Below are 15052 nucleotides of genomic sequence, written 5' to 3'. Positions count from 1 at the left end.
CCTTCCCCCTCCACGGGAGGGTGATACCGTCACCGTTGCCACGGGAAACCCATGCCTCACCCCAACGACCCCAGCCTCCGCTCCTTCATCGAGATCGATCCCGCCTCCGATTTCCCGATCCAGAACCTGCCCTATGGCGTGTTCTCGACCGCGGCCAACCCCACGCCGCGCGTCGGCGTCGCAATCGGCAATTACGTGCTCGATCTCTGGGAGCTCGAGCAGGATTCTCGCCTCGATGTCGGAGCGCTCGGCGTGTTCTCCAGACCTTCGTTGAATGCCTTCATGGCGCTCGGGCCAAAGGTCTGGACCAGGACGCGGGCGCGCATCAGCGAGCTGCTGCGTCACGATCACCCGGAGTTGCGCGACAACGAGGAACTGCGCCGGCAGGCGCTGGTGCCGCTGCGCGATGCAAGGCTGCATCTTCCGTTCGCGGTCTCCGGCTACACCGATTTCTATTCCTCGAAGGAGCACGCCACCAATGTTGGTGTCATGTTCCGCGGCAAGGACAATGCGCTCCAGCCGAACTGGCTGCACATGCCGATCGCGTATAACGGTCGCGCCTCGACCGTCGTCGTCTCCGGCACCAGGGTGAAGCGGCCGCGCGGCCAGCTGAAGCCGCCGAATGCCGATGCGCCGAGTTTCGGCCCATGCAAGCGGCTCGATTTCGAGCTGGAGATGGGCGTTGTGATTGGCCAGCCCTCGGCCATGGGTGGCATGCTGACGGAGAGCCAGGCCGAAGAGATGATCTTCGGCTTCGTGCTGCTCAACGACTGGAGCGCGCGCGACATCCAGCAATGGGAATATGTCCCGCTGGGCCCGTTCCTCGCCAAGGCCTTTGCAACCTCGATCAGCCCGTGGGTAGTGACGCGCGAGGCGCTGGAGCCGTTCCGCCTGAAGGGGCCCGCGCAGGAGCCGGTGCCGCTCGACTATCTCAAGCAGGCCAAGCCACAGAACTACGATCTGGAGCTCGACGTCTCCTTGCGCGCTGCCGGAGCGAATGCGCCCGCCGGCATCAGCCGCACCAACTTCAAATACATGTATTGGTCTTCCGTGCAGCAGCTGATGCACCACGCCTCCGCCGGCTGCGCGATGAATGTCGGCGATCTCCTTGGGAGCGGCACCATCTCAGGTCCGGAGAAGAATCAGCGCGGAAGCTTGCTCGAAATCAGCTGGAACGGCACCGAGCCGGTCGAGCTGCCCGGCGGCGCAAAGCGTTCGTTCCTGGAGGACGGCGACAGCCTCGTCATGCGCGGCTGGTGCCAGGGCAATGGCTACCGTGTCGGGTTCGGTGAAGTCGAGGGGACGATTTTGCCGGCGGAGTAGCCTCCACCATTGCTCCGATCTGCGTCATTGCGAGGAGCGAAGCGACGAGGCAATCCAGACTGTCTCCGCGACGACAGATTGGATTGCCGCAATGACGGCGCGGAGAGAGCCTATCGCTTCTCCGGCGGCACGCTTTTGACCCGCGCGCAATGCGCCGCGACATCGTCGACGCTGTACTTCAAATGCACACGCTTGTCCGACGGCGCCTGCTTGCTCGTGCACACGCCCGGCCGCCATTCCTGCGTCGGCCGGATCGGCCGTGGTGCGAAGCCGCCGCCGCAGTTCGGGCAGACGTTGGAGAGCTTGGTCTCGACGCAATCCGCACAGAACGTGCATTCATAGGAGCAGATCCGCGCGTCAATGGCGTCAGGCGGCAGGTCGCGATCGCAATATTCGCAGTTCGGTCGAAGCTGGAGGGCCATGATTGTATCTCCGGGCGTTGACGGATCATCGCAGATCGCGCGCGCCGCGCGAATGCCGCATTTCCCTCGATTTCAGCCGGGCTTGATTTCCTTCAGCGGCAGCCGTGAGCTTTCCTTCAGCCTGTCCAGCACGATCGAGGAGCGCACATGCGCAACGCTCTGGTGCGGCATCAGGACGTCGTTGACGAGGTTGGAGAGGCCCTTGAGATCGCGCAGCACGGCTTTGAGCACGTAATCGGCGTCCCCCGTCAGCGAATAAGCCTCCTGGATCTCGTCGATGCGGTTCACCAGGGCGCGGAAGCGTTTGGAATTGTCCGGCGAGTGGGTGGCAAGGCCGACCTGGATGAAGGCGATCACGCCGAAGCCGAGCGCCTCGCTGGAGAGGTCGGCGTGATAGCCCGAGATCACATTCTCGTCTTCCAGCCGCATCCGCCGCCGCGAGCATTGGGAGGCCGAGAGGCCTGCCAGATCAGCGAGTTCCTGGTTGGTCAGGCGGCCATCGTCCTGGAGCGCGCCCAGGATCTTGAGGTCGAAGGCATCCACGGAAATCATGCGCTGTTTGTCCATTATATGCACGGATCGTGCATAAGATAACGAAATTGCGCCCCGTTTGCACGCTCATTGCGCGTCATGTGAAGGATAGTTCTTCGCAGCAGCAATTTGGGAGAGCGCCATGGGTCCGTTTCCGCACGATGCACCGCCGGCCACTGTTACCGCCGACAATCCGATGGGCACCGACGGATTCGAGTTCGTCGAATATGCGCACCCCAATCCGCAGGAGCTGCACGATCTGTTCAAGCTGATGGGCTACACGCCCGTCGCGCGTCACAAGACCAAGACAATCACTGTTTATCGCCAGGGCGACATCAACTATCTCGTCAACGAGCAGCCCGGAACCCATGGTACCGACTTCGTTGCCGCGCACGGCCCCTGCGCTCCATCGATGGCGTTTCGCGTCGTCGATGCGAAGGCAGCGTATGACCGCGCGATTGCGCTCGGCGCAGAGCCTGCAGAAGCGTCATCCGGGCAGAAGACGCTCGATGTGCCCGCCATCAAGGGCATCGGCGGCAGCCTGCTCTATTTGGTCGATCGCTACGGCGGCAAGGGCTCGGCCTATGATTGCGAGTTTGAGTGGCTGGGTGCGCGCGATCCGCGCCCGGCTGGAGCCGGCCTGTTCTATCTCGACCATCTCACGCACAACGTCCATCGCGGCCGGATGGATGTCTGGACCGGCTTCTACGAGAAGCTGTTCAACTTCCGTCAAATCCGATTCTTCGACATCGAGGGCCGTGCGTCGGGCCTGTTCTCCCGCGCGCTGACCAGCCCGGACGGCAAGATACGGATTCCGATCAACGAGGACGCCGGTGATTCCGGCCAGATCGAGGAATATCTGACGACCTATCGCGGCGAAGGCATTCAGCACATCGCCTGCGGCTGCCGGGACATCCATCGCACCATCGAAAGTCTGCGCGAAGCCGGCCTGCCGTTCATGCCCTCACCGCCTGATACCTATTTCGAGAAGGTCGATACGCGTCTGCCCAATCACGGTGAGGACGTTGCGCGTCTCCGGAAGAACGGCATTCTGATCGATGGCGAGGGCGTGGTCGACGGTGGCCAGACCAAGGTGCTGCTGCAGATCTTCTCCGCGAACGCGATAGGGCCGATCTTCTTCGAGTTCATCCAGCGCAAGGGTGACGACGGCTTTGGCGAGGGTAATTTCAAGGCCCTGTTCGAGTCGATCGAGGAAGATCAGATCCGGCGCGGGGTGCTGAAGGTGGACACGGCGGCGTAGCGTCGTCGCCCGTCAGGCACACTGTCGGGTCAAAACAGGTGTCGTTCCGGCCTTCGCCGGGACGGCCGCTTATTTCAGCTCGACGAACTCGCCACGGCTGCGCCGGCTACGGCATCCCGTCTCCGTTCGTCTCCGTCAGGCACCCGTATCGCGATCGTGGCGAGGATGCTGATGGCGCCCATGGCGACGACGTACCAGACCCATGACAGCTTGTCGCCCGTCGCTCCGATGATCCAGGTGAACATGAGCTGTGCCGTGCCGCCAAAGATGGTGACGCCGAGCGCGTAGGCGATCGACAGTCCGCTGGTGCGGACGATCGCGGGGAAGATCAAGGGAATGAGGATGATGCCGGCGCCGCCCGACATGGCATGGAACGCCATCAGCACGGCGGCGGTGACGACGTAGACGATTGGCGAGCCCGAGGAGACCACCAGCAGCAACGCGGGATAGAACAGCAACGTCACGATGATGCGTGGGACCACGGCGATCGTCTTCAGGCCGTATTTGTCCGCCAGCGCCCCGCCGAGCAGCGCGAAGATCGTGCCGCTGACGAAGGTGGCGAAGTTGGCCGTCATCGCCCAGCCCTGGCTGTAATGCAGCGTGTTGATCGCGTAGGTCGCGGTGTAGAGGAAAAAGTACTGGCCGATGGTCGCGCCCGAGATCAGCGAGATGCAGAGCACGATCTTGCCCCAGTGGTTGGCCAGGATATCGGAGAGCACGCCGCCGACGCTGCCATGGGCCTCTTCGGCATCCAGCGTTTCGTCGAGATTCCTGCGGATGAAGTAGCCGACGGGCGCGATCAGGATCCCGAGCAGGAAGGGAACACGCCAGCCCCAGCTGTCATTGGCGCCGGGCGTGATCAGAAAGGCAAGGCCGAGGCCGACGAGTGCGGAGAACAGGCCGCCCAGGTTCTGGCTGGCAAGCTGCCAGCTACCGAAGAAGCCCTTGCGATGCGCAGGCGCGCTTTCCAGCAGATAGGTCGTGGCCGGTCCCATCTCGCCGCCGGTCGAAAAACCTTGCAGCAGCCGCGCGAGCACCAACAGTACGGGTGCGAGCAAGCCGATCTGGTCGTATGTCGGCAGCAGGCCGATCATGCCGGTGCCCAGCGCCATCAGCCAGATGGTCAGCGTCATCGCCGGCTTGCGGCCGTAGCGATCGGCATAGGCGCCGATCAGGATGCCGCCGAGCGGCCGCGCCACGAAGCCGACGCCAAAGGTCGCGACCGTGAGCAGCAGACTCGTATTCGGATTGTCAGCCGGAAAGAAGGCCTTGGCGAGAAAAACGGCGAAGGCGGCGTAGACAGTGAAATCGTAGAACTCGAGCGCGTTGCCGAGAATGGCCGCGCCGACGCGCATGGTTTGAGAGGGACGCGGGCTGTCAGTCTTGTTCACGGGGAAGCACCTTGTGTCACTTGTAGGAATGCGACGTGGCGCGAAAAGGGTGCCTGCTCGCAACCCTCAGGCGCGCCCTAGCGGCCCGCGTTCCAAGCAGCCGTCACCGCGGAGATCTCGGCGCCCTCCGGCTCGCGGACCGTGGACTGTGTGCGCGAGAAGCGCGGCGCGGGCGCAGGCTGCTTCACGCCGTGGCGCTCGATGAAGACATTGCGGGCGACCATGTGCGGGTGCTTGGTCGCTTCGGACATGGTCAGAACAGGCGCGAAGCAGATGTCGGTGCCTTCCATGATCCTGCACCAAGCCTCGCGCGTCTTGCTCTTGAACACGGCCCTCAGCTTTTCCTTCAGCGCAGGCCAGGCCTTGGGATCCATCTGTGCGTCGAAATCGGCATCGGTCAGTCCCGCGTGCTCTCGCAGCAGCGCGTAGAACTGCGGCTCGATCGAGCCGATCGAAACGAAATGGCCGCAGGCGCATTCATAGACGCCGTAGAAGTGTGCACCGCCGTCCAGAAAATTCCGGTTGCGGCCTTCGGTCCAGCGGCCGAGCGTCTTCATGTCGAAGAAGAACGACATCAACGATGCCGCGCCGTCGCACATTGCGGCATCGACGACCTGGCCCTTACCGGACCTGGATGCCTCCAGCAGCGCGGCGAGCACGCCGACGACGAGGTAGAGTGCGCCGCCTCCGAAGTCGCCGACCAGGTTGAGCGGCGGCACCGGCGCTTCCTCGGTGCCGATCGCGGCGAGCGCGCCGGTGATGGAGATGTAGTTGATGTCGTGGCCGGCGGCATTCGCGAGAGGCCCTTCCTGGCCCCAGCCGGTCATGCGGCCGTAAACGAGTCTTGGATTGCGTGCGAGCACGACGTCAGGGCCGAGGCCGAGCCGCTCCATCACGCCGGGGCGAAAGCCTTCGACCAGCGCGTCGGCGCCGGCGAGCAGGTCGAGCACCTGTGCGATCGCCGCCTTGTCCTTGAGATCGAGTTCGATCAACTTGCGACCGCGCCCCGCGACCGACTTCATGCTCTTCTTTGCGCCGACGCGGTCCAGCGTGACCACATCGGCACCCATGTCGGCCAGCATCATGCAGGCGAACGGGCCGGGTCCGATGCCTGCGAATTCGACGATTCGAAAGCCGGCGAGCGGACCGGACGTGCCAACGGATGCGTTTTGGGCGGGTTTATCGAGCACGTGTTGCTTCCTCGGGTAGGGGCGATGCCGGTGGTTCAGCAGGGCGCGTTCCGACATGCCTCTCTGGGCGAGTTAATCGGCTGATTAACTCTTCTCGCCTTCATGCCGGCGAGGCAAGCGCTTTTCATGCATGGGCCCATCAAAAAAGCGGCGCGCATTGCTGCACGCCGCGGAAGATTTGTGTTGAGGCGCTAGGACGAGATTTCAGCCTGCAGCGGTCACCGCGCGCTGCGCCATCACCTTGACGAGGTTGGCGCGGTACTCCGCCGTGCCGTGGATGTCCGCCAGCAACCCGCTTGCGGGAATGCTGACGTTGTCCAGCGCCGCCGGCGACCAGTTCGTCTTCAGCGCGGCTTCGATCGGGGGTACCCGCATGACACCGCTCTGCGAGGCGCCGGTCGCCGCGACGCGGACCTCACCCGATTTCGTCTGCGCAACGAACACGCCGGTCAGCGCGAAACGCGAGGCGGGATGCCGCATCTTCTCGTAACCTGCTTTTGCAGGCACCGGAAACGAGACGGCAGTGATGATCTCGCCATCTTCGAGCGCCGTGGTGAACAGGCCCTTGAAGAAATCTTCCGCCGAGATCGACCGCTTGTTGGTCTGCACGGTCGCGGCAAGCGCGAGCAGCGCTGCCGGGAAGTCGGCGGCCGGATCGTTGTTGGCGATCGAGCCGCCGATCGTGCCGCGGTAACGCACGGCGGGGTCGCCCAGCACCGAGGCGAGATAGGCGATTGCCGGAATCGCTTTTTTCACATCGGCATTCGTCATGATGTCGTAATAGGTCGTGGCGGCCTTGATGGTCAGCAAGTCGCCCGACAACTCGACACCCTGCAGCTCCTTGATCTTGCCGAGATCGATGACGTCGGAGGGACTGGCGAGCCGCTGCTTCATCACCGGCAGCAGCGTCTGGCCGCCGGCAAGGAATTTCGCCTCGCTGCTCTTGCCGAACAGGCTGGCGGCTTCGTCGACCGAGGATGCGCGATGATAGGTGGTCTGATACATCTTCGTTCCTCCTCTCAAGCCGCGTGGATCGTGCGCCACACCCGGTCAGGGGTTGCGGGCATTTCCAGGTTGTTCTTGCCGATCGCATCCGTGATCGCGTTGATCACGGCGGCGGAGGCGCCGATCGCGCCGGCCTCACCGCAGCCTTTGATGCCCAGGGGATTGCCCGGGCAGAGCGTCGTGGTGTGGGAGAGATTGAACGAGGGCAGATCGTCGGCGCGCGGCATGGAATAATCCATGAACGAGGCCGTGACAGGCTGGCCGTTGGCATCGTAGATCGCGTGCTCGAGCAATGCCTGCCCGATACCCTGGGCAAGGCCGCCATGGACCTGACCTTCGACGATCATCGGGTTGATCAGCCGGCCGAAATCGTCGGCCGCCACGAAGTTGACGAAGGAGGTCTTGCCGGTTCCGGGATCGACCTCGAGCTCGCAGATGTAAGCACCGGCCGGGAAGGTGAAGTTGGAAGGGTCGTAGAAGGCGCTCTCCTTCAGGCCCGGCTCCATCCCGTCAGGCAGATTGTGCGCGGTGTAGGCCGCGAGCGCGACCATCGGCAGCGCGATCGCCTTGTCGGTCCCTGTCACCTTGAACTCGCCGTTCTCGATGACAATGTCGGCCTCGGAGGCTTCGAGCGCATGGGCTGCGATCTTCTTGGCCTTGGATTCCATCTTCTCCATGGCTTTCAGGATCGCGGTGAGACCAACGGCCGCGGAGCGCGAGCCGTAGGTGCCCATGCCGAACTGCACCTTGTCGGTGTCGCCGTGGACGATCGAGACCTGGCTGATGGGAACGCCGAGGCGATCCGCGACGAGCTGGCAGAACGTCGTCTCGTGTCCCTGGCCGTGGCTGTGCGAGCCCGTGAGGATCTCGATGGTGCCGACCGGATTGACGCGCACCTCCGCGGATTCCCACAGACCGACGCCGGCACCGAGGCTGCCGACCGCCTTCGACGGCGCGATGCCGCAGGCTTCGATGTAGCAGGACACGCCGATGCCGCGCAGCTTGCCGTCGGCTTTCGCCTTGGCCTTGCGTGCGGGGAAGCCGGCATAGTCGATAGCCTTCATCGCGGCATCGAGCGAGGCGTTGAAGTCGCCGGCGTCATAGGCCATGATCACGGGCGTCTGATGCGGGAACTGGGTGATGAAGTTGGTCCGGCGCAGCGCGGCCGGATCGACGTTCAACTGCCGAGCCGCCGTCTCCATCAGACGTTCGATCAGATAGCTCGCCTCGGGACGGCCCGCGCCGCGATAGGCATCGACCGGCGTGGTGTTGGTGTAGACGCCGATCACCTCGGCATGGATCGCCGGGATGTTGTACTGGCCCGACAGCAGCGTCGCGTAGAGATAGGTCGGCACCGACGACGAGAACAGCGACATGTAGGCGCCGAAATTCGCGTAGGTCTTCACCTTGAGGCCGGTGATCTTGTTGTTGGCGTCGAACGCCATCTCGGCGTGGGTGACGTGGTCGCGGCCATGCGCGTCGGTGAGGAAGGCCTCGGTGCGGTCGCCGGTCCATTTCACGGGACGGCCGACCTTCTTGGAGGCCCACAGCGCTACCATCTCTTCCGGGTAGATGAAGATTTTCGAACCGAAGCCGCCGCCGACATCGGGGGCGATCACGCGCAGCTTGTGCTCGGGGGCGATGTTGTAGAACGCCGACAGCACGAGGCGGGCGACGTGTGGGTTTTGCGAGGTCGTATAGAGCGTGAAGTGCTCCTCCGCCGCATCGTAATCGGCGATCGCCGCGCGCGGCTCCATCGCGTTGGGCGCGAGGCGGTTGTTGGTGACGTCGAGCTTGACGACATTGGCGGCCTTGGCGAAGGCGGCATCGGTCGCGCCCTCGTCACCGATCACCCAGTCATAGACCTGGTTGCCGGGGGCCTCGGGGTGAAGCTGCGGTGCGCCCGACTTGATCGCAGCGCGAACGTCGGCGACGGCCGGGAGCTCTTCGTAATCGACGGTAACGGCTTCAGCCGCGTCGCGTGCGAGATTCTTGCTGTCGGCAATCACGACGGCAACGGCCTGACCGACGAAGCGCACCGTCTCCGGCGCCATCGCCGGCCATGCGCCCATCTTCATGGGGCTGCCGTCCTTGGAGGTGATGGCCCAGCCGCAGATGAGATTGCCGACCTTGTCGTCGACGAGTTCTTTTCCGGTGAGCACTGCGACCACGCCCGGCATCTTCAGCGCCGCGGACGAATCGATCTTCTTGACCTTGGCGTGCGCGTGCGGGCTGCGGATGAAATGGGCATGGGTCATGCCCAGCAATTTGATGTCGTCAACGTACCGGCCCTTGCCGGTAATGAAACGCTTGTCTTCCTTGCGCACGACTCGCGCGCCGATGCCTTCAACACCCATGTCTGGTCCTCCCGACCGGAATTGTTTCGACCGCGCTTTCCCTCGAAAGCGGCAGCGGTAGTTCCTTTTTCGAGGCGAGCCGCTTTACTCGGCCGCCTGCGAGACCTTCATGCGTCCGGCTGCGTCGAGCACGGCTTTGACGATGTTGTGATAGCCGGTGCAGCGGCAGATGTTGCCTTCGAGCTCGTGACGGACCGTGGTCTCGTCGAGCTGGCCGCCATGGCGGTGCACGATGTCGATCGCCGACATGATCATGCCCGGGGTGCAATAGCCGCACTGAAGGCCGTGATTGTCGCGGAAGGCCGCCTGCATCGGATGCAGCTCGTCCCCCTTGGCGATGCCTTCGATCGTGGTGACGCTGGCACCATCAGCCTGGCCGGCCAGCATGGTGCAGGATTTCACGGCCCTGCCGTCGATGTGGACGACGCAGGCCCCGCACTGGCTGGTGTCGCAGCCGACATGGGTCCCGGTGAGGTTGAGGTGGTCGCGCAAGAGATGGACCAGCAGCGTGCGGTCCTCGACGTCGACAGCGACGGCCTTGCCGTTCACCGTCAGTTTGACTGTAGACACGGTTGTGATCCTCCCGGGATGATTTTGATTGTTTCTAATTAGAGACAGCGACCCGGAACTTTGCAACTAAGATTTTGGTCGCGCCGGTCATGGAAAAGTCATTGGTCCGGACGAAGGCGCAATAACTTGCCCGGAAAAGGCGGAGCTGGCGACAAGATGGCTGGGATGCCAGCCGTCATTTCCATCCGTCGCTCGTTCTCCGACGTCACCTGGAATTGCACGGGCGTGACGAATTTACCGCCTTTTATCGATTGTGCCCTAGTTTTGCGCATCCAGGTCCGGGGGCGGGGCGCCTCCGGATCGCGGTTGAAGGCAATAATGGGGGTAGGAATGTCCGGGCGTACCGCGTCGCCGTCTAAGCGCAGCATATTTCCGACCCTCCGGTTCCGCGCCAAGATCATGCTCGGCTTTGCCGCGGTGCTGGTGATCTCCGCCGGGAGCATGGCGTTTGCCTATTTCGGCTTCGAGCGGGTCTCCTCCGGTGTCGGCTCCTACCGCAGCAGCGTCTCGGAGGCCGACCTCGCCCGCAACATCGACCGCGAGCTGCTCGCCTACCGCTCAGCCGCCAAATTTTTCGTCGTCACCGGCAAGGAAGACGACGCCAAGGCGGCGCTGGAGGCGCAGGCGGGCCTGAAAAACGCGATCGATCAGGCCGTCAAGAGCGCCAAGGCCCCGGCGCGGCAGGACAGCCTCGACAAGCTCGCCAAGGAGTTCTCGAATTTCTCCGCCACCTTCGCCAAGGTCCTCCAGGCCAAGCGTGACAGCACGCTGCTGGTGCAGAACCAGCTCACGCGGCAGGCCAATCTGCTGAAATACAAGCTCGACGACATCGGCAACAACGCCTCCGATTCCGAGGCGCAGGCCATCGAGTTCGGCACCAAGCAGGTCAACGCCCAGTTCCAGACCGCGAGCGCGGCGGCGACCAATTTCGTGCTGACGTCCGACCAGTCGATCGCGAGCAGTGCCCTGGCGCGGCTGAAATTCGTCGATAACTCGCTTGGGGCGGTCTATTCCATGGACGACAAGATCGTCTCCGGCCTGAAAGACGCCAAGACCATCCTCGCCGCCTACCGTGAAGCGCTGGAGAAGCTCATCGCCAACGCCAAGCTGGTCGACGATCTCGTCACCGAGATGAGCGGCTCGGCGGGCGCCATCCTTCAAGGCGCCACTGCCATGAAGGCGGATCTGGTGGCCGAACAGCAGCGGCTGGATTCGGAATCGGCAGCGACCATCGGCAAGACCGAGGAACTGGTCCTGATGCTCGCCGTTGGCGGCACGCTGCTCGGCGCGGTGTTGGCCTTCCTGCTCGGCACCGGCATCTCGCGGCCGATGATCGCAATGTGCAAGGCGATGCGCGAGCTTGCCTCGGGCAATTTCGACGTCGTGCTGCCTGGGCTCGGTCGCAAGGACGAGATCGGCGAGATGGCCGGTGCAGTCGAGGAGTTCAAGGTTCAGGCGGTGGCCAAGGCCGAGCGCGATGCCGCTGCCAGCGAAGCCCAGAACAAGGAGGCGAGCGCTGCTCGCCGCTCCGAGCTGATCCGCTTCGCCGACGACTTCGAGACCGCGGTCGGCGCTATCGTGTCGAACGTCTCGGCATCCGCCGTACAGCTTGAAGCGTCAGCGTCGACGCTGACCCGCACCGCCGAGACCACGCAGACCCTGTCGAGCCAGGTCGCCGGCGTATCCGAGCAGGCCTCGAACAACATGCAGTCGGTCGCGACGGCGACCGAGGAATTGTCGGCGTCGGTCGAGGAGATCGGCCGTCAGGTCCGCGATTCCAGCCGTATTGCCGAGGCCGCCGTGGTCCAAGCCAGGGAAACCGACGGCCGCATCGGCAAACTGTCGCATGCCGCCCAGCAGATCGGCGAAGTCGTCAAGCTGATCACGGCGATCGCCGAGCAGACCAATCTTCTCGCCCTGAACGCCACCATTGAAGCGGCCCGCGCCGGTGAAGCCGGCCGCGGCTTCGCGGTGGTTGCCAGTGAAGTCAAGTCCTTGGCGAGCCAAACGGCAAAAGCCACGGACGAGATCTCCTCGCACATCACGGGCATGCAAGGCGCGACTGCCGAATCGGTCGCTGCAATCAAGGAGATCGGCACGACCATCGGCAAGATTTCGTCGATCTCGACCTCGATTGCGACCGCGGTCGAGCAACAGGGCGCGGCGACGCAGGAGATCGCCCGCAGCGTCCAGAACGTCGCCCAGGGCACCCAGACCGCCGCGACCGACATCGGCCAGGTCAATCGTGGCGCCGCCGAAACCGGTTCGGCCTCGGAAGAGGTGCTGCACTCGGCCAGGACGCTGTCGTCCGAAAGCACCCGCCTCCGCGCCGAGCTCGATCGCTTCATGGCGAACATCCGCGCGGCGTAAAGCTCGGGTTCGGCAACCCCGCGTCACCTAAGTTGCGGCGCGGTCAATTTACCGTGGCTTATCGTTTGCCATTTACCATGCATTTGAGCCGGGGGCGGGCTGCCCCCGGCTGCGCCTGGTTTTCCGCGAATGGAATGGGGTGGGGGAAATGTCGGTCAAGTCGAAGCAGAACTCGTCGAAGCCCTTCACCTTGCGTTTTCGTGCGAAGATCATCCTCGGCTTCGTGGCCGTGCTGGCCATTCTCGCCGTCAGCATGGCATTTGCCTATTTCAGCTTCGAGCGGATCGCGGGCGCCGTCGCCTCCTACCGGGCCAGTGTGGCCGAAGCAGATCTGGCGCGGACCGTCGATCGCGAGTTGATCAACTATCAGGGGCTCACCCGGGCCTATACGCTGACCGGCGCAGCGGACGACGAAAAGGCCGCCATGGCAGCCGAAGAGAATCTGAAGGCCGCGATCGCCAAGTCGATGTCGGCCACATCAGGCGCGGCGCGCCGCGAGCAGGTTGAGAAGCTCGATACCGACTTCCGGCGCTTCACAAAGGTGTTCGGCGACATCATCACGCTGACTCGCGAGAACAACAAGATCGCGTCCGATGAGCTGAACGGCGTCGGCAACAAGATCCGCTTCAAGTTCGACGATCTCGCCGATACCGCGGCGCTGGCGGGCCTGAACTCGGTCCGGATCACGGCCAAGGACATCACGTCGCAATATCTCGCGGTCTCCACCTCGGTCAGCGCCTTCGTTGCCAAGCCGGAACCGAAGACCGCCGACGGCGTGGTCGCTCGCATCAAGTTTCTGGAGACGCTTCTGGTCTCCATCTACGCCAACGACCAGAAGATCACCGACCGCGTCACCGAGATCAGCAATCTGCTGAAGCAATACCGCGCGTCCTTTGCGAAGCTGTCGGAGAACGTGAAGCTCATCGTCAAGTCGAACGGCGAGATGACGAAGACGGCGGCGTCGATCCTCAAGCTCTCGGGCGAGTTGCGGTCGGACCTGTCGGCCGATCAGCTGCGCATCGAGACGAGTGCAAATGCGACCATCGGGGAGATCGAGCGGCTGATTCTGATGCTGGCGCTCGGTGGTCTTGTCATCGGCGCGGCGCTGGCCCTGATGCTCGGCAACGGCATCTCGCGGCCGATGATCGCGATGTGCAAGGCGATGCGCGAGCTTGCCTCGGGCAATTTCGACGTCGTGCTGCCTGGGCTCGGCCGCAAGGACGAGATCGGCGAGATGGCCGGTGCAGTCGAGGAGTTCAAGGTTCAGGCGGTGGCCAAGGCCGAGCGCGATGCCGCTGCCAGCGAAGCCCAGAACAAGGAGGCGAGCGCTGCTCGCCGCTCCGAGCTGATCCGCTTCGCCGACGACTTCGAGACCGCGGTCGGCGCTATCGTGTCGAACGTCTCGGCATCCGCCGTACAGCTTGAAGCGTCAGCGTCGACGCTGACCCGCACCGCCGAGACCACGCAGACCCTGTCGAGCCAGGTCGCCGGCGTATCCGAGCAGGCCTCGAACAACATGCAGTCGGTCGCGACGGCGACCGAGGAATTGTCGGCGTCGGTCGAGGAAATCGGCCGTCAGGTCCGCGATTCCAGCCGTATTGCCGAGGCCGCCGTGGTACAAGCCAGGGAAACCGACGGCCGCATCGGCAAACTGTCGCATGCCGCCCAGCAGATCGGCGAAGTCGTGAAGCTGATCACGGCGATCGCCGAGCAGACCAATCTTCTCGCCCTGAACGCCACCATTGAAGCGGCCCGCGCCGGGGAAGCCGGCCGCGGCTTCGCGGTGGTTGCCAGTGAAGTCAAGTCCTTGGCGAGCCAAACGGCAAAAGCCACGGACGAGATTTCCTCGCACATCACGGGCATGCAAGGCGCGACTGCCGAATCGGTCGCTGCAATCAAGGAGATCGGCACGACCATCGGCAAGATTTCGTCGATCTCGACCTCGATTGCGAGCGCGGTCGAGCAACAGGGCGCGGCGACGCAGGAGATCGCCCGCAGCGTCCAGAACGTCGCCCAGGGCACCCAGACCGCCGCGACCGAGATCGGCCAGGTCAATCGTGGCGCCGCCGAAACCGGTTCGGCCTCGGAAGAGGTGCTGCACTCGGCCAGGACGCTGTCATCCGAAAGCACCCGCCTCCGCGCCGAGCTCGATCGCTTCATGGCGAACATCCGCGCGGCGTAGGCTCACGCCCGCCCAAACGCCCGCTTTAACTCCACCTTCGCCTTCTCCAACCGCTCGCGCTGCGTCTTCGGCAACGTCTTGCCCGCGCGGTTGATATAGAACGTCAGCATCGATAGCGCGGAGCGATAGGCGCCCGTCTTGCGGCGCGAACTATGCTCGGCCGAGCGCTTCAATGAGATCGCGATCTTCCTTGGGCTCGTAAGTGTGAACACGCCGCGCTCGAGGTCGAGCGCATCGCTTTCCTTTGTCACACGCTGTGACCAGCGTTCTGGCGCCGCGCGCCTTGTGACTTTGCGTGCGGTGCTGTGCCTCGCACTGGTCTTCTTGCGCGTCGCGGATTTGCGCGAATGTGTCGTCTTTCTGACGCGAGCCATGCGCCCATTCCTTGCGGCTCAAGCGGAAACGACCGGTATTGGGCACGGTTCCCGAGGGAACCGGCAGATGCCGCAG

General features: G+C 63.8%; 12 protein-coding genes. 4 read left to right on the top strand and 8 right to left on the bottom strand.

Features of this window, described 5'->3' with window-relative positions:
- Nucleotides 1-51 precede the first annotated feature (51 nt).
- The gene (fahA, locus tag ACVIIW_RS07830) at nt 52-1323 is read left to right on the top strand and encodes a fumarylacetoacetase (protein ID WP_456700216.1); all 1272 of its coding nucleotides are present in this window, start codon (nt 52-54) and stop codon (nt 1321-1323) included.
- Between the two features lie 110 nt (nt 1324-1433).
- On the opposite strand, the gene ACVIIW_RS07825 is transcribed toward fahA, so the two are convergent.
- Together ACVIIW_RS07825 and ACVIIW_RS07820 are read right to left on the bottom strand one after the other, a co-directional pair.
- Complete coding sequence (locus ACVIIW_RS07825) at nt 1434-1745, bottom strand: DUF1272 domain-containing protein (RefSeq protein ID WP_456700215.1); 312 nt, start codon at nt 1743-1745, stop codon at nt 1434-1436.
- Nucleotides 1746-1817: 72 nt separating this feature from the next.
- A complete protein-coding gene (locus ACVIIW_RS07820; RefSeq protein ID WP_456700214.1) occupies nt 1818-2297 on the bottom strand; it encodes an Lrp/AsnC family transcriptional regulator in 480 nt (159 codons plus the stop codon).
- Nucleotides 2298-2418: 121 nt separating this feature from the next.
- Between ACVIIW_RS07820 and hppD the strand changes: the two genes are divergently transcribed.
- Nucleotides 2419-3537: a 4-hydroxyphenylpyruvate dioxygenase gene (gene hppD, locus ACVIIW_RS07815; RefSeq protein WP_456700213.1), complete on the top strand. Its 1119-nt coding sequence runs from the start codon at nt 2419-2421 to the stop codon at nt 3535-3537.
- 74 nt (nt 3538-3611) lie between these two features.
- Here the strand turns inward: hppD and ACVIIW_RS07810 are convergent, their stop codons facing one another.
- The 5 genes from ACVIIW_RS07810 to ACVIIW_RS07790 all read right to left on the bottom strand — a co-directional run bounded on the left by ACVIIW_RS07810 (nt 3612) and on the right by ACVIIW_RS07790 (nt 10050).
- Complete coding sequence (locus ACVIIW_RS07810) at nt 3612-4928, bottom strand: MFS transporter (RefSeq protein WP_456700212.1); 1317 nt, start codon at nt 4926-4928, stop codon at nt 3612-3614.
- A gap of 77 nt (nt 4929-5005) precedes the next feature.
- On the bottom strand, nt 5006-6118 hold the full coding sequence (locus ACVIIW_RS07805) for a CaiB/BaiF CoA transferase family protein (protein WP_456700211.1): 1113 nt from the start codon (nt 6116-6118) through the stop codon (nt 5006-5008).
- 204 nt (nt 6119-6322) lie between these two features.
- Entirely contained in the window at nt 6323-7123 is an 801-nt protein-coding gene (locus ACVIIW_RS07800; RefSeq protein WP_456700210.1) for an FAD binding domain-containing protein, read from the bottom strand.
- Between the two features lie 14 nt (nt 7124-7137).
- On the bottom strand, nt 7138-9480 hold the full coding sequence (locus tag ACVIIW_RS07795) for a xanthine dehydrogenase family protein molybdopterin-binding subunit (protein WP_456700209.1): 2343 nt from the start codon (nt 9478-9480) through the stop codon (nt 7138-7140).
- A gap of 84 nt (nt 9481-9564) precedes the next feature.
- Nucleotides 9565-10050 (bottom strand): (2Fe-2S)-binding protein, encoded by a 486-nt coding sequence (locus ACVIIW_RS07790; RefSeq protein WP_092231135.1) that lies wholly within the window; start codon nt 10048-10050, stop codon nt 9565-9567.
- Nucleotides 10051-10380: 330 nt separating this feature from the next.
- Here ACVIIW_RS07790 and ACVIIW_RS07785 point away from each other — a divergent pair, with 330 nt between their 5' ends.
- The gene (locus ACVIIW_RS07785; RefSeq protein WP_456700208.1) at nt 10381-12420 is read left to right on the top strand and encodes a methyl-accepting chemotaxis protein; all 2040 of its coding nucleotides are present in this window, start codon (nt 10381-10383) and stop codon (nt 12418-12420) included.
- A gap of 148 nt (nt 12421-12568) precedes the next feature.
- Nucleotides 12569-14602 (top strand): methyl-accepting chemotaxis protein, encoded by a 2034-nt coding sequence (locus tag ACVIIW_RS07780; protein WP_456700207.1) that lies wholly within the window; start codon nt 12569-12571, stop codon nt 14600-14602.
- A gap of 2 nt (nt 14603-14604) precedes the next feature.
- On the opposite strand, the gene ACVIIW_RS07775 is transcribed toward ACVIIW_RS07780, so the two are convergent.
- Nucleotides 14605-14976, bottom strand: coding sequence for a DUF3175 domain-containing protein (locus tag ACVIIW_RS07775; RefSeq protein WP_456700206.1), 372 nt, complete (start codon nt 14974-14976; stop codon nt 14605-14607).
- Nucleotides 14977-15052 lie beyond the last annotated feature (76 nt).

It is taken from the genome of Bradyrhizobium sp. USDA 4449 (assembly GCF_054056275.1).
The sequence above is the reverse complement of the archived record's forward strand: the minus strand, read 5'-3'. Positions and strand labels throughout refer to the sequence as shown.